Below are 19921 nucleotides of genomic sequence, written 5' to 3' on the forward strand. Positions count from 1 at the left end.
CTGGCCATCCTGGCGGTGGAGCGTGGGGCATAGTGATCGATACGCAGAGTAATCATGCGCTCGTTTCCGTCACTAGGTCAAGCTGGTCTCTGTCCGGCCCCTGGCGTTGTGTCGGACTCCACCCGGTCGGTTGATTGCCAACGGCCGCGTGCCGCCCGAAAGGGTGGCCCGTCCTGGTAGCGTCGAGGCGTCCTTTAAGGCCCGTCCCGTGAGGCGGGAAAGGGAAGGAGTTTCCGCGTGGCGTCTCCCCGGCGCGCGCGCGGCGCGAAGTCGACGACGGCGGGCACCGAGCTGCTCTCCGCGTCCGACGTCGCCCGCACCGTTGCGCGCATCGCCCACCAGATCATCGAGAAGACCGCGTTCGAACCGGCGCGCGCCGACACAGTGGTGCTGCTCGGGCTGCCCACCCGGGGCGCCCCGCTGGCCCGCCGGCTCGGCGCCGCGATCGCCGAGTTCGCCGGCGCGGCGCCCGCCGTCGGCACCCTCGACGCCACCCTCTACCGCGACGACCTGCGCCGTCGCCCGGCCCGCTCGCTGGAGCCCACCTCCATCCCGGACGGCGGCGTGGACGACCGGCTGGTGGTGCTGGTCGACGACGTGCTGTTCTCCGGGCGGACGGTGCGGGCCGCGCTGGACGCGCTGCGCGACCACGGCCGCCCGCGCGCGGTGCAGCTGGCCGTGCTGGTCGACCGGGGCCACCGCGAGCTGCCGATCCGCGCGGACTACGTGGGAAAGAACGTGCCGACCTCGCGCGCGGAACAGGTGGACGTGCTGCTGTCCGAGGTGGACGGGCGGGACGCGGTGTTGCTGCGTCGTGGTGAGGGGGGCTCGGAATGAAGCACCTGCTGTCCATCGCGGACCTGGACGCGGCCACCGCCACCCTGCTGCTGGACACCGCCGACCGGCTCAAGCAGGCGCTGCTCGGCCGCGAGGTGCGCAAGCTGCCGACGTTGCGGGGACGCACGGTGATCACGCTGTTCTACGAGGACTCGACGCGGACCAGGGTGTCCTTCGAGATCGCCGGCAAGTGGATGAGCGCGGACGTGATCAACGTCAGCGCGCGCGGATCGTCGGTGTCCAAGGGGGAGTCGCTGCGGGATACTGCCGCCACCCTGGCCGCCGCCGGCGCGGACTGCGTGGTGATCCGTCATCCGTCATCGGGCGCGGCACATCGGATCGCGGCGTGGGCGGGGCGCGACGGCGGGCCGGCGGTGGTGAATGCCGGTGACGGCACGCACGAGCATCCGACCCAGGCGCTGCTGGACGCGGCCACCCTGCGGGACCGGTTGGGGTCCGTGGCGGGCAAGCGGATCGGGATCGTCGGCGACGTCACGCACAGCAGGGTGGCGCGGTCGAACGTGCTGTTGCTGGCCACCTTGGGCGCGGAGGTGGTGCTGGTGGCGCCGCCCACGCTGCTGCCGGTGGGGGTGGCGGACTGGCCGTGCCGGGTGAGTCATCACCTGGACGCCGAGCTGCCCGCGATGGACGCGGTGATGATGCTGCGGGTGCAGGCGGAACGCATGAGGGGCGGGTTCTTTCCGTCCGCGCGGGAGTATGCGATCGGGTACGGGCTGTCCGAGCGGCGGCTGGCGATGCTGCCGGAGGACGCGGTGGTGCTGCACCCCGGGCCGATGGTGCGCGGGATGGAGATCGCGCCGGCGGTCGCGGACTCGCCACGGGCGGCGGTGCTGGAGCAGGTGCGCAACGGGGTGCACGTGCGGATGGCCGTGCTCTACCACCTGCTGGCCGGCGCTCCGGAGGTCGCGGCGTGAGTGTGTTGATCAAGAACGCCCGGCCGTACGGCGAGGGCGAGCCGGTGGACCTGCTGCTGCGTGACGGGCTCATCGCGGAGATCGGTTCCGGTCTCGACGCGGACGACGATACCGAGGTGATCGACGCCGACGGGCTGGTCGCGCTGCCCGGGTTCGTCGACCTGCACGTCCACCTGCGCGAACCGGGCGGGGAGGACGCCGAGACCATCGAGACCGGATCGGCGGCGGCCGCGCTGGGCGGGTTCACCGCCGTGTTCGCGATGCCCAACACCGACCCGGTGGCGGACAACGCGGTGGTCACCGAGCACGTGTACCGGCGCGGCGCCGAGGTCGGGCTGGTGGACGTGCACCCGGTCGGCGCGGTGACGGTCGGGCTGGCCGGCGAGCGGCTGGCCGAGCTGGGCACCATGGCCGCGAGCGCGGCCGGGGTGCGGATGTTCTCCGACGACGGGCACTGCGTGCACGACCCGCTGCTGATGCGCCGCGCGCTGGAGTACTCCACGGCGCTGGACGCGGTGATCGCCCAGCACGCCGAGGACCACCGGCTGACCGACGGCGCGCAGGCCCACGAAGGGGTGGTCGCCGCCCGCCTCGGCCTGGCCGGCTGGCCCGCCGCCGCCGAGGAGACCATCGTGGCCCGCGACTGCGCGCTGGCCCGCGACGCCGGCGCCGCGCTGCACGTGTGCCACGTCTCGTCGGCGCGCACCGTGGAGGTGCTGCGCGCGGCCAAGGCGGCGGGCACCAGGGTCACCGCCGAGGTGGCCCCGCACCACCTGCTGCTCACCGACGCCGCGCTGACCAGCTACGACCCGGTGAACAAGGTCAACCCGCCGCTGCGCACCGGGGCGGACACGGCGGCCATGCGCCGGGCGCTGGCCGACGGAGTGATCGACTGCGTGGCCACCGACCACGCCCCGCACCCGCCGCAGGCCAAGGACTGCGAGTGGGCGGCGGCGCGGCCTGGCATGCTCGGACTGGAGACGGCGCTGTCGGTGCTGGTGCACACGATGGTGGAGCCGGGCTTGCTGGACTGGCGCGGGGTGGCGAGGGTGCTCTCCGAGCGGCCCGCCGAGATCGGCGGGCTGGCCGGGCAGGGTCGCCCGGTCGAGGTCGGCGAGCCCGCCACGCTGACGTTGGTGGACCCGGACGCCCAGTGGACGGTGCGGGGCGCCCGGCTGGCCAGCCTGGCCGACAACACGCCGTACGAAGGCATGCGGCTGCCGGCGCGGGTGGTGGCCACGGTGTTGCGCGGACGAGTCACGGCGCGCGACGGGGAGGTGAGGAAGTGACCGACGCGGCACTGTTGGTGCTGGAGGACGGCCGGGTGTTCACCGGGGAGCCGTTCGGCGCGCGCGGCGCGGCGCTCGGCGAGGCGGTGTTCACCACCGGGATGACCGGCTACCAGGAGACCCTGACCGACCCGTCCTACCACGGCCAGATCGTGGTGCAGACCGCCCCGCAGATCGGCAACACCGGGTGGAACGACGAGGACGACGAGTCCAGCGGCATCCAGGTCGCCGGCTACGCGGTGCGCGACCCCGCCCGCGCCCCGTCCAACTGGCGGGCCACCGGCAGCCTCGGCGACGCGCTGGCCCGCCAGGGCGTGGTCGGCATCGCCGGCATCGACACCCGCACCCTCGTCCGTCACCTGCGTGAACGGGGCGCGATGCGCGCCGGGGTGTTCTCCGGAGACGCGCTGGACACCACCGACCGGCTGGTGGCGCGGGTCAACGACAGCCCGAAGATGGAGGGCGCCGACCTCTACGGCGCGGTCACCACGAAACAGACCTACGTGGTCCCGGCGGACGGCGAGCGCCGGTTCCGGGTGGCCGCCCTGGACGTCGGGATCAAGTTCAACACCCCGAGGATGATGGCCCAGCGCGGCATCGAGACCCACGTGCTGCCGGCCGACTCCCCGCTGGCCGCGATCGAGGAGATCCGCCCGGACGGCGTGTTCATCGCCAACGGCCCCGGCGACCCGGCCACCGCCGACAAGCCGGTCGCGCTCACCCGCGAGGTGCTGGAGCGGGGGACGCCGGTGTTCGGCATCTGCTTCGGCAACCAGATCCTGGCCCGCGCGCTGGGCCGGGGCACGTACAAGATGCGCTACGGCCACCGCGGCATCAACATCCCGGTGGTCGAGCACGCCACCGGCCGGGTGGCGATCACCTCGCAGAACCACGGGTTCGCGGTGACCGGCGAGGCGGGGGAGGAGTTCGACACCCCGTTCGGTCGCGCGCGGGTCACCCACACCTGCCCGAACGACGGCTGCGTGGAGGGCCTGGCGCTGGACAGCGGCCGGGCGTTCAGCGTCCAGTACCACCCGGAGGCGGCGGCCGGCCCGCACGACGCGGCGGATCTCTTCGACAGGTTCGTCGACCAGATGGCGGGTGCTCGCTGATGCCCAGACGAGACGACCTGCGGCACGTGCTGGTGATCGGCTCCGGGCCGATCGTGATCGGGCAGGCCTGCGAGTTCGACTACTCCGGCACCCAGGCCTGCCGGGTGCTGGCCGAGGAGGGCATCCGGGTCAGCCTGGTGAACTCCAACCCGGCCACGATCATGACCGACCCGGAGTTCGCCGACGCCACCTACGTCGAGCCGATCACCCCGGAGTTCGTGGCCAAGGTGATCGCCGCCGAGCGCCCGGACGCGCTGCTGGCCACCCTGGGCGGGCAGACCGCCCTGAACACCGCCGTGGCACTGCACGAGCAGGGCGTGCTGGAACGCTACGGCGTTGAATTGATCGGTGCTGATATCAATGCGATCCAGCGCGGCGAGGACCGGCTGAAGTTCAAGGACATCGTGCTGTCCATCGGCGGCGACGTGCCGCGCAGCCGGGTCTGCCACTCCATGGAGGAGGTGCGGGCGGCCACCGAGGAGCTGGGGCTGCCGGTGGTGCTGCGGCCTTCGTTCACCATGGGCGGGCTCGGTTCCGGGCTCGCGCACACGCCCGACGAGCTGGAGCGCCTGGCGTCGATCGGCCTGGACGCATCGCCGGTCACGGAGATCCTCGTCGAGGAGAGCGTGCTCGGGTGGAAGGAGTACGAGCTCGAGCTGATGCGCGACCGCAACGACAACGTGGTGGTCATCTGCTCGATCGAGAACGTCGACCCGATGGGCGTGCACACCGGCGACTCGATCACCGTGGCGCCGGCCATGACGCTGACCGACCGCGAGTACCAGCGCATGCGCGACGTGGGCATCGCGGTGCTGCGCGCGGTGGGGGTGGACACCGGCGGGTGCAACATCCAGTTCGCGGTGCACCCGGAGACCGGCCGGCTGGTGGTCATCGAGATGAACCCGAGGGTGTCGCGCTCGTCCGCGCTGGCCTCCAAGGCCACCGGGTTCCCCATCGCCAAGATCGCCACCAAGCTGGCGGTCGGCTACAGCCTCGACGAGATCCGCAACGACATCACCGGCGAGACCCCCGCCAGCTTCGAGCCGGCGCTGGACTACGTGGTGGTCAAGGTGCCCCGGTTCGCGTTCGAGAAGTTCCCCGGCGCGGACCCGAGGCTGACCACCACCATGAAGAGCGTCGGCGAGGCGATGGCGCTCGGCCGCTCGTTCGGCGAGGCGCTGGGCAAGGCGCTGCGCTCGATGGAGACCTCGGCCGCCGGGTTCTGGACCAGGAAGGACCCGGACGGCGCGACCGTCGAGGAGGCGCTGGACGCCGTCACCGTCGCCACCGACGGGCGGCTCTACGCGGTGGAGCGCGCGTTGCGGCTGGGCGCCTCGGTGGCGGACGTGGCCGGGCGCAGTGGCATCGACCCGTGGTTCGTGGACGAGATCGCGGCGCTGGTGGAGCTCCGCGGGGAGATCGAAACCGCGCCCGTGCTGGACGGCGGGCTGCTGCGCAGGGCCAAGCGGGCGGGGCTGTCCGACCGGCAGGTGGCCGCGCTGCGCCCCGAGCTGGCCGGGGAGAACGGCGTGCGGCTGCTGCGCCACCGGCTGGGCGTGCGCCCGGTGTACAAGACGGTGGACACCTGCGCCGCCGAGTTCGCCGCCCGCACCCCGTACCACTACAGCGCCTACGAGACCGACCCGGCGGCCGAGTCCGAGATCGCCCCGCAGACCGACCGCCCGAAGGTGCTGATCCTGGGCTCCGGGCCGAACCGGATCGGGCAGGGCATCGAGTTCGACTACTCGTGCGTGCACGCGGTCATGGCGCTGCGCGAGGCCGGCTACGAGACCGTCATGGTCAACTGCAACCCGGAGACGGTGTCCACCGACTACGACACCGCCGACCGGCTCTACTTCGAGCCGCTCACCTTCGAGGACGTCCTCGAGGTGGTGCACGCCGAGCGGGAGTCCGGCGCCGGCGGGCCCGGCGTGGTCGGGGTCATCGTGCAGCTCGGCGGGCAGACCCCGCTCGGGCTGGCACAACGGCTGGCCGACGCCGGGGTGCCCGTGGTCGGCACCTCGCCGGAGGCGATCAACCTGGCCGAGGACCGGGGCGCGTTCGGCGCCGTGCTCGCCGAGGCCGGGCTGCCCGCGCCCCGGTACGGCACCGCCACCTCCTTCGAGGAGGCGCGCCGGATCGCCACCGAGATCGGCTACCCGGTGCTGGTCCGGCCGTCCTACGTGCTGGGCGGGCGCGGCATGGAGATCGTCTACGACGAGCAGACCCTGCGCGGGTACATCGAGCGGGCCACCGAGGTCAGCCCGGAGCACCCGGTGCTGGTGGACAGCTTCCTCGACGACGCCATCGAGATCGACGTGGACGCGCTGTGCGACGGCGAGGACGTCTACCTCGGCGGCGTGATGGAACACATCGAGGAGGCCGGGGTGCACTCCGGCGACTCGGCGTGCGCGCTGCCGCCGGTCACGCTCGGGCGGGCCGACCTGGACGCGGTGCGGCACAGCACGGCGGCGATCGCGCACGGCATCGGCGTGCGCGGGCTGCTGAACGTGCAGTACGCGCTGCACGGCGACACGCTGTACGTCCTGGAGGCCAACCCCCGCGCGTCGCGCACCGTCCCGTTCGTGTCCAAGGCCACCGCCGTACCCCTGGCCAAGGCGGCCGCCCGCATCATGCTCGGCGCCACCATCGCCGAGCTGCGCGCCGAAGGCCTGCTGCCGGCGACCGGGGACGGCGGCGCGCTGCCCGACGTGGTGGACGGCCCGGTCGCCGTCAAGGAGGCCGTGCTGCCCTTCCACCGGTTCCGCACCCCGGAGGGCCAGGGGGTGGACTCGCTGCTCGGCCCGGAGATGAAGTCCACCGGCGAGGTGATGGGCATCGACGTCGCCTTCGGCACCGCGTTCGCCAAGTCGCAGGCCGCCGCCTACGGCTCGCTGCCGACCGGCGGGCGGGTGTTCGTCTCGGTGGCCAACCGGGACAAGCGCGCGATGATCTTCCCGGTGAAGCGGCTGGCCGACCTCGGCTTCGAGGTCCTGGCCACGGTCGGAACGGCCGACGTCCTGCGCCGCAACGGCATCGCCGTGACCGTGGTCCGCAAGCACTTCGAAGGCCCGGACAACATCGTCGACCTGATCCAGGACGGCGGAGTCGACATGATCATCAACACCCCCTACGGCAACCCCGGCCCCCGCGTGGACGGCTACGAGATCCGCACCGCCGCCGTAGCCCGAGGCGTCCCCTGCCTAACCACCGTCCAAGCGGCCGCCGCCGCCGTCCAAGGCATAGAGGCCCTGACGAGAGGCGAACTAACCGTCCGCTCGCTCCAAGACCTCCACGCCGCCCTAGGCAAGGCGCGCACCTGATGGGCTCGCACACCCGGTTCGTGCCTCGCACACCGGTTCCAGCACGTGTGCGGCGTACACAGTGGGTGTGCGAGCCCCCTGGAAACGAGCGCCCATGAGCGCGAGCGCGAGCTTTGGGGAGCGGCTGGTGGCGGCGGTGGCGCTGTACGGGCCGCTGTGCGCGGGCATCGACCCGCATCGGGAGCTGCTCGCGGCGTGGGGGCTCGGGGACGATCCGCGCGGACTGGAGCGGTTCTCGCGGGCGGTGGTGGCCGCGCTGGCCGGGCAGGTGGCGCTGGTCAAGCCGCAGTCGGCGTTCTACGAGCGGCACGGCTCGGCGGGCATCGCCGCGCTGGAGCGCACGCTCGCGGACGCTCGCGACGCCGGCCTGCTCACCCTGCTGGACGTCAAGCGCGGCGACATCGGCTCCACCATGGGCGGCTACGCGGACGCCTACCTGACCGACGGCGCCCCGCTGGCCGCCGACGCGGTGACCCTCTCGCCGTACCTCGGCTTCGGCTCCCTCCGTCCGGCGCTGGATGCCGCGCAAGCCTCCGGGCGCGGGGTGTTCGTGTTGGCCAGGACGTCGAACCCGGACGGGGCCGAGGTGCAGCTGGCCCGGTCGGAAGCGGGCCGGGTGGCGCAGGTCATGGTGGACGCCGCCGCTGCGGTGAACGCCGGGCGAACACCGCTCGGCGACGTGGGTGTGGTGGTCGGCGCCACCATCGACCACGGATTGGCGCTGAAGGACCTGAACGGGCCGGTGCTGGCGCCGGGCCTGGGCGCGCAGGGCGCCACCCCGGCCGACCTCAGAGAACGATTTTCCCAGGTCAACGGCCTGATTCTGCCGGCGGTGTCCCGCTCGCTGCTCGGCGCGGGGCCCGACGAGACAGCCTTGCGCGAGGCCGCCGCGCGGTGGCGGGAGGAACTCGCCGGCATCCCGCTCAGCGGGTCGAACGGCGCGCCTGGTTGACGGCGAAGGCGCTGGTCACCGACGATGCGGGGCGTGGGGGAATCCACAGTGACGTTGTGCGCTCCGAGCCCGAATTGTTTACCGGAAAAGTTCCGGGCGGGCATCGTGAGTGATGGGTCTCGGCGTTTGCGCCGAGGCCACGGACGTATGCGCCGAATGGCGTGCAGGCCGCTGACCTGGCTCTCAGGGGTACCCCCGTTGCGAGCCGGTCGAGGTCTGTGAGTACGTTCGAGTCCACCTAGAAGAGCACTACCAGCTTGTACATCACGGAGGAGATCGTGGCCCTTCCCCAGCTCACCGAAGAACAGCGGGCCGCCGCTTTGGAGAAGGCCGCGGCCGCTCGCAAGGTTCGGGCCGAGCTCAAGGACCGCCTCAAGCGCGGCGGGACCAACCTCAAGGAGGTCCTCGACCAGTCCGACTCGAACGAGGTGCTCGGCAAGATGAAGGTCTCGGCACTGCTCGAGGCCCTGCCGGGCGTGGGCAAGGTCCGTGCTCAGCAGATCATGGAGCGCCTGGAGATTGCCCCGAGCCGCCGGCTGCGCGGCCTCGGCGAGCGGCAGCGCAAGGCTCTGCTCGCTGACTTCGACTCGGAGTGACCGAAGGAGCCGTGAGGGGCCGGCTGGTCGTTCTGGCCGGCCCCTCCGGCGTCGGGAAGTCGACGGTGGTGGCTGCACTGCGTCGGGAACTTCCCAGGCTGTACTTCAGCGTGTCCGCGACGACACGTGCGCCGCGCCCCGGCGAGGTCGAGGGGCGCGACTACCACTTCGTCGACGACGCCGAGTTCGACCGCATGGTCGCCGAAGGCGCGTTGCTGGAGTGGGCGGAGATCCACGGCGGCCTGCACCGTTCGGGCACACCGGCCCGGCCGGTGGACGAGCACCTCGCTGCCGGTGACCCGGTCCTCGTCGAGGTCGACCTGACCGGGGCGCGGTCCGTCAAGGCCGCCCGCCCGGACTCGGTGACGGTGTTCCTCGCCCCGCCGAGCTGGGACGACCTGGTCCAGCGCCTGTCCGGGCGGGGGACCGAGCCGCCCGAGGTCGTCCGGCGCAGGTTGGCCACCGCGCGCGAGGAACTGGCCGCTCGCGGCGAGTTCGACGTGTCGGTGGTCAACGACGAGCCGGACCGGGTGGTCCGGCGATTGGTAAACTTGGTGACAGGCGTCCCCGACGGGGGACCTGCCCGCCTCAGTTCTTGACCCCCTGCAGGGAGCCTTTGTAGTGAGCATGCCGCTGACCGACACCTCGACGCTGAGCGCGCCCGAGGGCATCACCAACCCACCGATCGACGAACTGCTGAACAAGGCGAGTTCGAAGTACGCCCTGGTCATCTACGCGGCCAAGCGCGCCCGCCAGATCAACGACTACTACTCCCAGCTCGGCGAGGGCCTGCTGGAGTACGTCGGCCCGCTGGTCGAGCCGGGTCCGCGGGAGAAGCCGCTGTCCATCGCCATGCGCGAGATCCACGACGGGCTGCTGGAACACACCGAGGGCGAGTGACCACAGAGCCCCGGAATCTCATCCTGGGCGTAGCCGGCGGGATCGCCGCCTACAAGGCGTGCGAGCTGCTCCGCCGGCTCACCGAGTCCGGGCACCGGGTTCGGGTCATCCCGACCGAGTCCGCGCTCAAGTTCGTCGGCGCCGCCACCTTCGAGGCACTGTCGCACCAGCCGGTGCACACCGGCGTGTTCCACGACGTGCCCGAGGTGGCGCACGTGCGCCTGGGCCAGCACGCCGAGCTGGTCGTGGTCGCCCCGGCCACCGCCGACCTGCTGGCCAGGGTGGCGCACGGGCGCGCCGACGACCTGCTCACCGCGAGCCTGCTCACCGCCCGCTGCCCGGTGCTGCTGGTGCCCGCCATGCACACCGAGATGTGGGAGCACCCGGCCACCCGGGACAACGTGGCGCTGCTGCGCTCCCGGGGCGTGATCGTGATGGAGCCCGCGTCCGGCCGGCTGACCGGCGTGGACACCGGGCCGGGGCGGCTGCCCGAGCCGGTGGAGATCGCCGAGCTGGCCAGGCTGCTGCTGGAGCGGCCGGACGCGCTGCCCCGGGACCTGACCGGGCGCCGGGTGGTGGTGTCCGCCGGTGGCACCCGCGAGCCGCTGGACCCGGTGCGCTTCCTCGGCAACCGCTCGTCCGGGCGGCAGGGCTACGCGCTGGCCGCCGTCGCCGCGCAACGGGGCGCCGAGGTCACCCTGGTGGCCGCGCACACCGACGACCTGGTGGCGCCGGCCGGGGTGCGGATGGTCGGCGTGGGCACGGCCGCCGAGCTGCGCGACGCCATGCTGGCCGAGGCCAAGCGGGCCGACGTGCTGGTCATGGCGGCCGCCGTGGCGGACTTCCGGCCCGCGAGCCTCACCGACCACAAGATCAAGAAGACCGACGCGGGCCCGCCGAGCGTGGAGCTGGTGACCAACCCGGACATCCTGGTGGAGCTGGTCGGCCTGCGCCGCGAGGGGCAGCTGGTGGTCGGGTTCGCGGCGGAGACCGGCGACGCGTCCGGCGACGTGCTGCACCACGGCCGGGCCAAGCTCGCCCGCAAGGGCTGCGACCTGCTGGTGGTCAACGCCGTGGGGGAGGGCCGCACGTTCGGCCAGCCCGACAACGCCGGCTGGCTGCTGGGCGGCGGCCCGGGGATCAGCACAGAGGTGGAGCTGCCCGCCGGGTCCAAGGCGCTGTTGGCCTCGCGGGTGTGGGACGCGGTCGCGGCGCGCCTGAGCTGAACGAACGACGGCCCCGCCGGTGCTGGTCACCGGGCGGGGCCGTCGGATGTTTCGAGCGGGGGCGGACTACAGGCCGCCGAGAGCGCCGCCCGAGTCATCGTCGTCGTCGTCCTTCTTCTTCTTGCTGTCGCTCGGCTTGGCGCTGCCGCTCGAGCCGACCTCGCGCTTCTTGCCGTTGATGTAGTCCATGGAGATCCACCCCTGCTTGTTCACGGAGTGGGCGAAGTTGCTGCGCGTCTCGTCAACGGTGATCTTCTCGTTGGGCGCGCAGGACCCGATCACGGGCGCCGACAGGTTCGGCTGGGACCGCACCCGTACCTGGTCGGTGCACGACACCTCCTGGGTGCCCGCCGCCATCGCCGGCCAGGCGGTCACCACCAGCGCGGTGGTCGCGGCGACGGCGCCCGCGCCGGTCAGCGCGGCCAGGCGTCCTGTCACTCGAAGCTTGGGCATGCTCGTTACCTCTCTCGGAAACGTCGCGGGGTCCGCGTTCACTCGCTTCAACGACGCCGCTCGCGTTGGGTAACGCCCCTATCTCGTTCAGTGTTCATTTGGGGCTGGCCCCAAGCATGTCGGTTGTGATACCGGCTTCGTGCCCAACGACGATCACGCGCGGGTCGACTAGGCTCGGTGCCTGGCGGACTGGTCACAACAGGACAGGGGTATCGGAGTGGCGAGCGGCAGCCGGCGGTTGTTCACCAGCGAGTCGGTGACCGAGGGTCACCCGGACAAGATGTGCGACGCGATCAGCGACTCCGTACTGGACGCGTTGTTGGCCCAGGACTCGCGCAGCCGGGTCGCCGTTGAGACAATGGTCACAACCGGTCAGGTGCACGTGGCCGGCGAGGTCACCACGTCCGGTTACGTGGACATTCCCACGCTGGTGCGCGAGCGCATCCTGGACATCGGCTACGACTCCTCGGCGAAGGGGTTCGACGGCCACTCCTGCGGCGTGAACATCGCGATCGGCGCCCAGTCGGCGGACATCGCGCAGGGCGTGGACACCGCCTACGAGGCGCGGGTCGAGGCGGCCGAGGACCTGATCGCCCGGCAGGGCGCGGGCGACCAGGGGCTGATGTTCGGCTACGCCTGCACCGACACCCCGGAGCTGATGCCGCTGCCGATCGCGCTGGCGCACCGGCTGGCCCGCCGGCTGGCCGAGGTGCGCAAGTCCGGCATGCTCGACTACCTGCGCCCGGACGGCAAGACGCAGGTCACCATCGAGTACGCGGGCGACCAGGCGGTCCGGGTGGACACCGTGGTGGTGTCCAGCCAGCACGCCGAGGACGTCGACCTGGACGGCGTCATGGTGGGCGACATCCGCCGGCAGGTGGTCGAGCCGGAGCTGGCCGAGCTGAAGCTGGACACCTCCGACGCCCGGCTGCTGGTCAACCCGACCGGCCGGTTCGTCATCGGCGGCCCGATGGGCGACGCCGGGCTGACCGGTCGCAAGATCATCGTGGACACCTACGGCGGGATGGCCAGGCACGGCGGCGGCGCGTTCTCCGGCAAGGACCCGTCGAAGGTGGACCGCTCGGCCGCGTACGCGATGCGCTGGGTGGCCAAGAACGTGGTGGCCGCCGGGCTGGCGCAGCGGGTCGAGGTGCAGGTGGCCTACGCGATCGGCAAGGCCGCCCCGGTCGGGCTGTTCGTGGAGACCTTCGGCACCGAGGTGGTGGACCCGACGAAGATCCAGGGCGCCATCGCCGACGTGTTCGACCTGCGGCCGGCCGCGCTGATCCGGGACATGGACCTGCTGCGCCCGATCTACGGGCCGACCGCCGCGTACGGCCACTTCGGCCGCGCCGACCTGGACCTGCCGTGGGAACGGGTGGATCGGGCCGACGCGCTGAAGTCCGCCGCCGGGGCGTAGCGCGCGCTCTGGTAAACCGAGAGGTGTGACGGCGGCCCGGACCAAGCGGCGAGGTGAGCGGCGGGAGGCGGCCGAGCTCCCGGTGGCGCAGGTCGCCGTGGACGTGCCGCTGGCGCACCTGGACCGGCCGTTCGACTACCTGGTGCCGGACACCATGGACGCCGACGTGAGCCCGGGTGTCCGGGTTCGGGTGCGGTTTTCCGGGCAGTTGGTGGACGGCGTGGTGCTGGGCCGGCTGGCGCGCTCGGAGCATCAGGGCCGGCTGAGCTGGCTGGAGCGGGTGATCTCCGCCGAGCCGGTGCTCTCCGAGGAGATGGTCGCGCTGTGCCGCACCGTCGCCGACCGGTACGCCGGTACGTTCGCCGACGTGGTGCGCCTGGCGGTGCCGCCCCGGCACGCCCGCACCGAGGCGGAGCAGGTCGCGCCGGTCGCCGTTCCGACACCGGCGCCGCCGAACCCGGACGCTTGGGCCCGGTACGGCCACGGCGAAGCGCTGCTGGCCGCCGTGGCCGCCGGCCGGGGGGCGCACGCGGTCTGGCAGCCCACGCCGGGGGAGGACTGGCCGGCCCGGCTGGCCGAGCTGGCCGCCGCCTCGGTGGCCGCCGGCCGGGCTGCGCTGTTCGTCGTCCCCGACCAGCGCGACGTGGCCCGGCTGCAGGCCGCCTGCGCCGAGCGGATCGACCCGGCGGCGGTGGTCACGCTGACCGCCGAGCTGGGCCCGGCGCGGCGCTACCGGAGCTGGCTGGCCGCGCGCCGGGGGCAGGCCCGGGTGGTGGTGGGCACCCGGGCGGCCGCGTTCGCTCCGGTCACGGACGCGGGCCTGCTGGTGATCTGGGACGACGGCGAGGACGTGCACGCCGAGCCGCGCGCGCCGTACCCGCATGCGCGCGACGTGCTGGTCTACCGGTCGCACCAGACCGGGGCCGCGCTGCTGGTGGCCGGTTTCGCCCGGACCGCGGAGGCGCAGCTGCTGGTGGAGTCCGGCTGGGCGCGCGAGGTGCGGGCGGACCGGGCGCGGGTGCGCGCGGTGGCGCCCCGGATCGCCCCGGTGGGGGACAGCGAGGCGGAGCTGTCCCGCGACCCGCTGGCCCACGCCGCCCGGCTGCCGAAGGTCGCCTTCGATACCGCCCGGGCCGCGCTGGCCAGGGACGAGCCGGTGCTGATCCAGGTCCCGCGCGCCGGGTACGTGCCCGGGCTGGCCTGCGGCGCCTGCCGGGAGACCGCCCGCTGCCGGCGATGCGCCGGGCCGCTGGGCCTGCCCGTCTCGCCCCGGGCGATGACGCCCGACGACCGCGAGCAGGCCGCCTCGCCGACCTGCCGCTGGTGCGGCGTGGCCGAGCCGGCGTTCCGGTGCTCGGCGTGCGGCTCGCGGCGGCTGCGGGCCACGGTGGTCGGGGCCCGGCGCACCGCTGAGGAGCTCGGGCGGGCCTTCCCCGACACGCCGGTGCGCGGCTCCGGCGGCGGCACCGAGGTGCTGTCCACCGTGCCGGCGGGCGCGGCGCTGGTGGTGGCGACGCCCGGCGCGGAGCCGTGGGTGGACGGCGCGGCGGGCGGCGCCGGCTACGGCACCGCGCTGCTGCTGGACGGCTGGGCGCTGCTGTCCCGGCCGGACCTGAGGGTGGCCGAGGAGACGCTGCGCCGCTGGATGGCCGCCGCCGCCCTGGTGCGGCCGGCCGACGCCGGCGGGCGGGTGGTGGTGGCCGCCGACGCCGGGCTGGCCCTCGTGCAGGCGCTGGTCCGCTGGGACCCGGCCGGCCACGCCGCCGCCGAGCTGGCCGCCCGAGCCGAGGTCGGGTTCCCGCCCGCCGTGCGGATGGCCGCCGTGGACGCGATCCCCGACGCGCTGGCCGAGTTCCTGGAGACCGTCGAACTGCCCGCGTCCGCCGAGGTGCTGGGCCCCGTCGAGCTGGACGAGCGCGCCGCCGACCCGCCCAAGGAGCGGGCGCTGATCAGGGTGCCCCAGGCCGACGCCCGCGCGCTCGCCGCCGCGCTGGTCGCCGCCCAGGCCGCCCGCACCGCCCGCAAGGCCCCCGACCCGGTCCGCGTGCACGTCGACCCGCACGAGATCGGCTGACGGTCACGGGTACCGGGCGGTGACCTCCGCGAGGTTCTCGGTGGCCAGCGCCAACGCCGCCGCGCGCGGACTGGTCCCTCGTTGGCCGGCCCGTTCCAGCACCCGCCCGCTCAGCTCGGTGATCCGCGCGCGGATCTTGTCGAACGAACCGCCCGCGTCGATGTCGCCGAACAGCACCCACCACCACCAGGCGTTCGTCGCGGAGTTGGCCAGGAAGTCCGGGCTGATCAGCACGCCGCGCCCGCGCAGCGCGTCCTCCGCCTCCGGGGTGACCGGCATGTTGGCCGCCTCCACGATCAGCGACGCGGCCACCTCGCCGTGGTTGCCGGCGTCGATGACGTAGGACGCCGCCGCCGGCACCAGCACGTCCGCCGGCCAGGACAGCCACCGCTCGCCGGGCAGCCGCTCGTCCTCGGCACGCAGCTGGGAGCGGTCCAGCTCGCCGCCCGGGGTGCGGGTGCGCAGCAGCCGCTCCACGTCCAGCCCCGCCGGGTTGGCCACCAGGCCGCGCACGTCCGCGATCCCGACCACCCGCACCCCGGCGGCGGCCAGGTAGCGCGCGGTGGCCCCGCCCATCGAGCCGAAGCCCTGGATCACCGCCGTGCTCGCCTCCGGCCGCCGCCCGAGGTGCCCCAGCGCGGCGAGCGCGGCCTGTGCCACGCCGTAGCCGCCGACCAGCTCGTCCAGCCGCACCCCGTCGAGCACGGTGGCGAACGCGGCGGCCAGCCTGGCGCGCGCCGCGTCAGGGTCGGGCAGCACCCGGAACGCGGCCTGCACCGAGCTGTCCAGCCCGCACCGCGCGATGCCCCGGTCCACCGCGTCCTGGCGCACGCCGAGGTCCTCGCCCATCGACCAGTGGTGCTCGACCATCGGGCGCATCGCCGCCAGGTAGCGGAACAGCACGCCCTCAGCGTCCGGGTGGTACGGGTCGAAGTCGATGCCACCCTTGGCCCCGCCCAGCGGCACGTACCGCGCGCCCGGCTCGTAGTGCAGCGCCTCCTTCAGCGTCATCCCCCTGGCCAGCCCGCGCACCTCGGCGGTCGTGCACCCCGCGCGCATCCGCAACCCGCCGCTGCACAGCCCGCGCACCAACCGGTCGATCACCAGGTAGCCGCGCGCCTCGGACTCCGGGTCGGACCAGCCGACCTCGAGGTAGGGCGCGTCGGCCCGGGCGCCGGGCGCGGCGGAGATCGCGTTGGGCAGGGCGAGCGGCACCGGAACCTCCCGTGGGCTGACTGACCAATTAGTCAGTACCACCGGCGGGAGGCGCCGGTCAACCGGTGCCCAGCTCTGTGCCCAGCTCTGTGCCCAGCTCGGAGCGCAGCGCGGTCTCCACCCAGCGCTCCAGGTCCGCCGGGGAGATCGCGTCGTCGAAGGCGATCCGCTGCACGGCCAGGCCGTCGATGAGCGCGGTCAGCCGCCAGGCCGCGCCGCGCGGGTCCCCGGTGTGGAACTCGCCGCGCGCGACCCCCTCCGCGATGAGGTCGGTGACCACGTTGCGCCAGCGCTGGTCCAGCGCGTGCAGCACCGCGCGCAGCGCAGGGTTGCGCAGGCCCGCCGACCAACCCTCGATCCACAGCCGCCAGCTCGCCCCGGATCCGGTCGGGCCGTACTCGCGCAGCGCGGTGCGCAGCCGCTCGCCGGGGCTCGACCCGGGCGCGTCGAGCAGCTCGTCCAGCTTGGCCAGGTCGCGCTCGGTGGCGTACCGGAACGCGCTGACCGCGAGGTTCTCCAGGCTGTCGAAGTGGTAGAAGACCAGCGCCGGGCTGATGTCCAGGCGCTGCGCCACGTCCACCCCGCGCAGCGCGTCGATGCCCCGCTCGCCGATCAGCTCGAGCGTCGAGGCCAGGATCTCCGCCCGCCGGACCTCGGCCCCCTTCTTCACCCGCGCCATTCGCCCACGCTACGCGGGACCACGGGGCGCCGGTCGGAAGCGGACGCTGAGCACGGCGTTCGGAGGGCCGTCGTGCACGCGGTCGAGGCGCACGGGTGCGCCGCCGGGGTTGTCGAACAGCCGGATGCCGTCGCCGAGCAGGACCGGCACGATGTGCAGGTCGATCTCGTCGATCAGGCCGCGCTCGATCAGCTGTGCTCCGATCGAGGCCGAGTGCACCTCGACGTTCTTGCCGTTCGCGGCGTCCAGCGCGATCCGCACGGCCTCGGCGACGTCGCAGGTGAGGAACGTGACGTCGTCGGCCGGCGTGGCGTCCTCCGGGTGATGGGTGAGGACGAAGACCGGACCGCGCCAGGCCTCGCCGCCCCCGTAAGGGCGGGATCCGGGGAACGCGTCCCAGCCGTTGCGGCCGCCGAGCACGGCGCCGGTGGTCGCGGTGTACTCCTCCTCAAGGCCGGGCCGGCCGGAGAACCCGGACATCCAGTCCATCGCGTGGTTCGGCCCCGCGACGAAGCCGTCGAGCGACATCGTGAAGTGCCAGAGCACCTTGCCGGCCGGCGTCTGCGGTTCTGGGTGGGGTGTCGTGTTCATGCATGCTCAGACGGCCCTCGGCGGCGGAACTCATCGGGTTCTCGCGGCATATCTTCTCGGGTCGACCATAGTGAGACAGGCATAGCTGTGGCGGGCTTAGGTATTGGTGACGGCGGCGAGCGCGCGCGCATACTTCCCGAACATTCGACCGGTCGCCGGATCTTCGCAAAGACGGGAAGCCCCGCATGAGCGAGACAACTCGTGATCTCGACGCGTCAGTTCCGCTGTCCGACAAGGGTCTGCGCCGCGATATCGGAAAGCTCGGCCTGTTGTTCGTCAGCTGCGGCGCGATCATCGGTTCGTCCTGGCTGTTCGTGCCGGTCACGGCCGCGAAGCTGGCCGGCCCGGCCGCCGTGGTGTCCTGGGTGATCGGGATCGTGCTCATCCTGCTCATCGTGGTGACCTTTGCCGAACTCAGCGCCATGTTCCCGGTCGCGGGCGGGGTGAGCCGATTCCCGCAGTACTCGTTCGGCTCGTTCGCCAGTTACACGATGGGCTGGATTACCTGGCTGGCCATTGCCGCGGTGCCGCCGATCGAGGTGCTCGCGACATTGCAGTACGCCTCGGCATATCTGCCCTATCTCTTCGAGCGGGCCGACGACGTCCCGGTGCTGACCCCCGTGGGGATCGCGGTCTCGGTCGTGCTGGTGTCGGTCATCCTGCTGACGGCCACTTTCGACTCGTCCCGGTTCACCGCGGCGTCGACCGGCGGGTTCGCGCCGTACGGCTTTGGCTCGGTGCTCTCCGCCGTGGCCTCCGGCGGGATCGTGTTCAGCTTCCTCGGCTGCCGACAGGCCGTCGACCTGGCGGCGGAGAGCACCAGGCCGCACCGCAACGTGCCGTTCGCGCTGCTCGGTTCGGCGCTGCTGTGCGGGGTGATCCTGATCTTCCTGCAGGTCGCGGTGACCGGTGCCGTCCCGGCGGACGCGCTGGCCGGAGGGTGGGCGCACCTGGCTCTGGCGGACGGGTTCGGGCCGCTGGCCGGGCTGGCCGGCGCCGTCGGCCTGACCTGGCTGGTGGTGCTGATCCGGGTGGACGCGGTCGTCTCGCCGTTCGACACCGGGCTGATCTACGCCGCGTCGGCGGCCAGGGTCTCCTACGCGCAGGGCTGACGAAGATCAACTCAAGGGGCTTGCCGTGGGTGTCGATCCTGGTGATGTTCGTCGTGGGCTGCCTGTTCTTCCTGCCGTTCCCGTCCTGGCAGAAGCTGGCCGGCTTCATCACCTCGGCGACCATCCTGTCCTTCGGCGCCGGGCCGCTGGTGGTGGCCGCGCTGCGCCGACAGCTCCCGGAGCAGGCCCGGCCGTTCCGGCCCGACCAGCTCGCCAGCATGTGCGTGACCGGGCTGGACTTCGAGCCGGGCGTGAACGAGCTGGAGCGGGCGGGCCTGACGGCGCTGCAGGCGCGGAGGGTGCGACCGCCGCGCATCGCCGAGTACGGCCGGCACTTCGAGTGCAAGGTGCTGTGGAACATGGTCTGGCGGGACCGGGTCACCATCGTCGGTGAGGTGGTGGCCGCGTCCTGCGACGACGGGATGCTGGACGGGAACGGCGACATCCGGTGGGAGGTGGCCCGGCCGGCGACCTACTGCGGCGGGCCGTACGGGCACACGTTCACGCCGTCGTTCGAGACGATGACGGTACCGGCGGGTGATCGACTCGGTGAAGCCGCCGGGCCGGTCCCACAGCGGGGTGCGGATCGACCCCGGCGACACCGAGTTCACCCGGATGCCGTCCGGGCCGAGCTCCTCGGACAGTGCCTTGGCCACGGCCAGCACGGCGGCCTTGGACGCGGCGTAGTCGACGAAGTACGGGTCCGGGACCCGTGCGGTGGTGGATGCGACGAACACCACCGAGGGCGCCGGCGAGCGGCGCAGCTCGTCCAGCCCGGCCCGGGTGGCCCGCACCGCGCACATCAGGTTCAGCCGGAAGGTGGCGTCCCAGTCGCCGTCGGTCACCGCCGCCAGCCCGGCCCGGGTCGCCATCCCCACGTTGTTGACCAGCACGTCGAGCCGGCCGTGCCGACGGATCGCCTCGGTCACCAGGTCGGCCGGGCCGTCCGGGCTGGAGAGGTCGACCTGGAAGGAACCGATCGCCGGGTTCTCCGTCGGGCCCGGATCACGGTCGCCGCACACCACGTGCGCGCCGTCCGAGGCGAGCCGCAGCGCCGTCGCCAACCCGATCCCGGCCGCCCCGCCGGTCACGATGGCGACCCGCCCGTCCTGATCGGCCATGTGTTTGCCCTTCCCGGTCAGCCCAGCGGTTGTAGATCGCGGGAACAGCAACGTTCGTACGGATTCGCTGTTTGCGGTCTCACCCT

18 protein-coding genes are annotated in these 19921 nt (G+C 73.0%); 13 read left to right on the forward strand and 5 right to left on the reverse strand.

The features are described from left to right. Positions 1-237 precede the first annotated feature (237 nt). The 10 genes from pyrR (at position 238) to coaBC (ending at position 11170) form a co-directional block, all read left to right on the forward strand. The gene (gene pyrR, locus N912_RS0114190; RefSeq protein WP_028922953.1) at positions 238-837 is read left to right on the forward strand and encodes a bifunctional pyr operon transcriptional regulator/uracil phosphoribosyltransferase PyrR; all 600 of its coding nucleotides are present in this window, start codon (positions 238-240) and stop codon (positions 835-837) included. Next, complete coding sequence (locus N912_RS0114195; protein ID WP_028922954.1) at positions 834-1772, forward strand: aspartate carbamoyltransferase catalytic subunit; 939 nt, start codon at positions 834-836, stop codon at positions 1770-1772. Before pyrR ends, N912_RS0114195 begins: the two co-directional genes overlap by 4 nt. Next, the gene (locus N912_RS0114200; RefSeq protein WP_028922955.1) at positions 1769-3061 is read left to right on the forward strand and encodes a dihydroorotase; all 1293 of its coding nucleotides are present in this window, start codon (positions 1769-1771) and stop codon (positions 3059-3061) included. Before N912_RS0114195 ends, N912_RS0114200 begins: the two co-directional genes overlap by 4 nt. Continuing rightward, the gene (gene carA / locus N912_RS0114205; protein ID WP_028922956.1) at positions 3058-4173 is read left to right on the forward strand and encodes a glutamine-hydrolyzing carbamoyl-phosphate synthase small subunit; all 1116 of its coding nucleotides are present in this window, start codon (positions 3058-3060) and stop codon (positions 4171-4173) included. Before N912_RS0114200 ends, carA begins: the two co-directional genes overlap by 4 nt. Next, complete coding sequence (carB, locus tag N912_RS0114210) at positions 4173-7496, forward strand: carbamoyl-phosphate synthase large subunit (protein ID WP_028922957.1); 3324 nt, start codon at positions 4173-4175, stop codon at positions 7494-7496. Before carA ends, carB begins: the two co-directional genes overlap by 1 nt. Before the next feature lie 94 nt (positions 7497-7590). Then, positions 7591-8448, forward strand: a complete 858-nt coding sequence (gene pyrF, locus N912_RS0114215; RefSeq protein ID WP_028922958.1) for an orotidine-5'-phosphate decarboxylase — start codon at positions 7591-7593, stop codon at positions 8446-8448. 278 nt (positions 8449-8726) lie between these two features. Next, positions 8727-9044, forward strand: coding sequence for an integration host factor, actinobacterial type (gene mihF / locus N912_RS0114220; protein WP_028922959.1), 318 nt, complete (start codon positions 8727-8729; stop codon positions 9042-9044). Between the two features lie 11 nt (positions 9045-9055). Then, the gene (gene gmk / locus N912_RS0114225) at positions 9056-9643 is read left to right on the forward strand and encodes a guanylate kinase (protein ID WP_245645277.1); all 588 of its coding nucleotides are present in this window, start codon (positions 9056-9058) and stop codon (positions 9641-9643) included. A gap of 28 nt (positions 9644-9671) precedes the next feature. Continuing rightward, positions 9672-9944 (forward strand): DNA-directed RNA polymerase subunit omega, encoded by a 273-nt coding sequence (gene rpoZ, locus N912_RS0114230; protein ID WP_051580300.1) that lies wholly within the window; start codon positions 9672-9674, stop codon positions 9942-9944. Continuing rightward, positions 9941-11170 (forward strand): bifunctional phosphopantothenoylcysteine decarboxylase/phosphopantothenate--cysteine ligase CoaBC, encoded by a 1230-nt coding sequence (gene coaBC / locus N912_RS0114235; protein ID WP_028922962.1) that lies wholly within the window; start codon positions 9941-9943, stop codon positions 11168-11170. Before rpoZ ends, coaBC begins: the two co-directional genes overlap by 4 nt. A gap of 66 nt (positions 11171-11236) precedes the next feature. On the opposite strand, the gene N912_RS0114240 is transcribed toward coaBC, so the two are convergent. Next, positions 11237-11623 carry an SH3 domain-containing protein gene (locus N912_RS0114240; protein WP_156993553.1) on the reverse strand — a complete coding sequence of 129 codons (387 nt, stop codon included), beginning with the start codon at positions 11621-11623 and terminating at the stop codon, positions 11237-11239. Positions 11624-11840: 217 nt separating this feature from the next. Between N912_RS0114240 and metK the strand changes: the two genes are divergently transcribed. Continuing rightward, the gene (metK, locus tag N912_RS0114245) at positions 11841-13043 is read left to right on the forward strand and encodes a methionine adenosyltransferase (RefSeq protein ID WP_028922964.1); all 1203 of its coding nucleotides are present in this window, start codon (positions 11841-11843) and stop codon (positions 13041-13043) included. A gap of 25 nt (positions 13044-13068) precedes the next feature. Then, positions 13069-15117, forward strand: a complete 2049-nt coding sequence (locus N912_RS0114250; RefSeq protein ID WP_028922965.1) for a primosomal protein N' — start codon at positions 13069-13071, stop codon at positions 15115-15117. A 3-nt stretch (positions 15118-15120) separates the two neighbouring features. Here N912_RS0114250 and N912_RS0114255 read toward each other — a convergent pair whose 3' ends face one another. The 3 genes from N912_RS0114255 to N912_RS0114265 are packed head-to-tail and all read right to left on the reverse strand — an operon-like array spanning position 15121 to position 17602. Continuing rightward, complete coding sequence (locus N912_RS0114255) at positions 15121-16332, reverse strand: Glu/Leu/Phe/Val dehydrogenase dimerization domain-containing protein (protein WP_028922966.1); 1212 nt, start codon at positions 16330-16332, stop codon at positions 15121-15123. Positions 16333-16390: 58 nt separating this feature from the next. After that, positions 16391-17011 carry a TetR/AcrR family transcriptional regulator gene (locus N912_RS0114260; protein WP_028922967.1) on the reverse strand — a complete coding sequence of 207 codons (621 nt, stop codon included), beginning with the start codon at positions 17009-17011 and terminating at the stop codon, positions 16391-16393. Positions 17012-17020: 9 nt separating this feature from the next. Beyond that, on the reverse strand, positions 17021-17602 hold the full coding sequence (locus tag N912_RS0114265; RefSeq protein WP_028922968.1) for a dihydrofolate reductase family protein: 582 nt from the start codon (positions 17600-17602) through the stop codon (positions 17021-17023). A gap of 185 nt (positions 17603-17787) precedes the next feature. On the opposite strand from N912_RS0114265, the gene N912_RS51820 reads away from it, so the two are divergent. Beyond that, positions 17788-18714 carry an APC family permease gene (locus N912_RS51820; protein WP_084210864.1) on the forward strand — a complete coding sequence of 309 codons (927 nt, stop codon included), beginning with the start codon at positions 17788-17790 and terminating at the stop codon, positions 18712-18714. Between the two features lie 11 nt (positions 18715-18725). Here N912_RS51820 and N912_RS60310 read toward each other — a convergent pair whose 3' ends face one another. Further along, on the reverse strand, positions 18726-19835 hold the full coding sequence (locus N912_RS60310; RefSeq protein ID WP_051580164.1) for an SDR family NAD(P)-dependent oxidoreductase: 1110 nt from the start codon (positions 19833-19835) through the stop codon (positions 18726-18728). Positions 19836-19921: the final 86 nt, after the last annotated feature.

The organism is Actinospineispora acaciae DSM 45401 (assembly GCF_000620785.1).
In the GTDB taxonomy this organism is placed as follows: Bacteria; Actinomycetota; Actinomycetes; order Mycobacteriales; family Pseudonocardiaceae; genus Pseudonocardia; species Pseudonocardia acaciae.

Bases quoted from the DNA above. Each gene is read 5' to 3' on its own strand.
- N912_RS0114260 (WP_028922967.1), bottom strand. From the start codon at position 17,011: ATGGCGCGGGTGAAGAAGGGGGCCGAGGTCCGGCGGGCGGAGATCCTG.
- carB (WP_028922957.1), top strand. From the start codon at position 4,173: ATGCCCAGACGAGACGACCTGCGGCACGTGCTGGTGATCGGCTCCGGG.
- N912_RS0114195 (WP_028922954.1), top strand. From the start codon at position 834: ATGAAGCACCTGCTGTCCATCGCGGACCTGGACGCGGCCACCGCCACC.
- N912_RS0114240 (WP_156993553.1), bottom strand. From the start codon at position 11,623: ATGCCCAAGCTTCGAGTGACAGGACGCCTGGCCGCGCTGACCGGCGCG.
- N912_RS51820 (WP_084210864.1), top strand. From the start codon at position 17,788: ATGAGCGAGACAACTCGTGATCTCGACGCGTCAGTTCCGCTGTCCGAC.
- pyrF (WP_028922958.1), top strand. From the start codon at position 7,591: ATGAGCGCGAGCGCGAGCTTTGGGGAGCGGCTGGTGGCGGCGGTGGCG.
- rpoZ (WP_051580300.1), top strand. From the start codon at position 9,672: ATGCCGCTGACCGACACCTCGACGCTGAGCGCGCCCGAGGGCATCACC.
- N912_RS60310 (WP_051580164.1), bottom strand. From the start codon at position 19,835: ATGGCCGATCAGGACGGGCGGGTCGCCATCGTGACCGGCGGGGCGGCC.
- N912_RS0114265 (WP_028922968.1), bottom strand. From the start codon at position 17,602: ATGAACACGACACCCCACCCAGAACCGCAGACGCCGGCCGGCAAGGTG.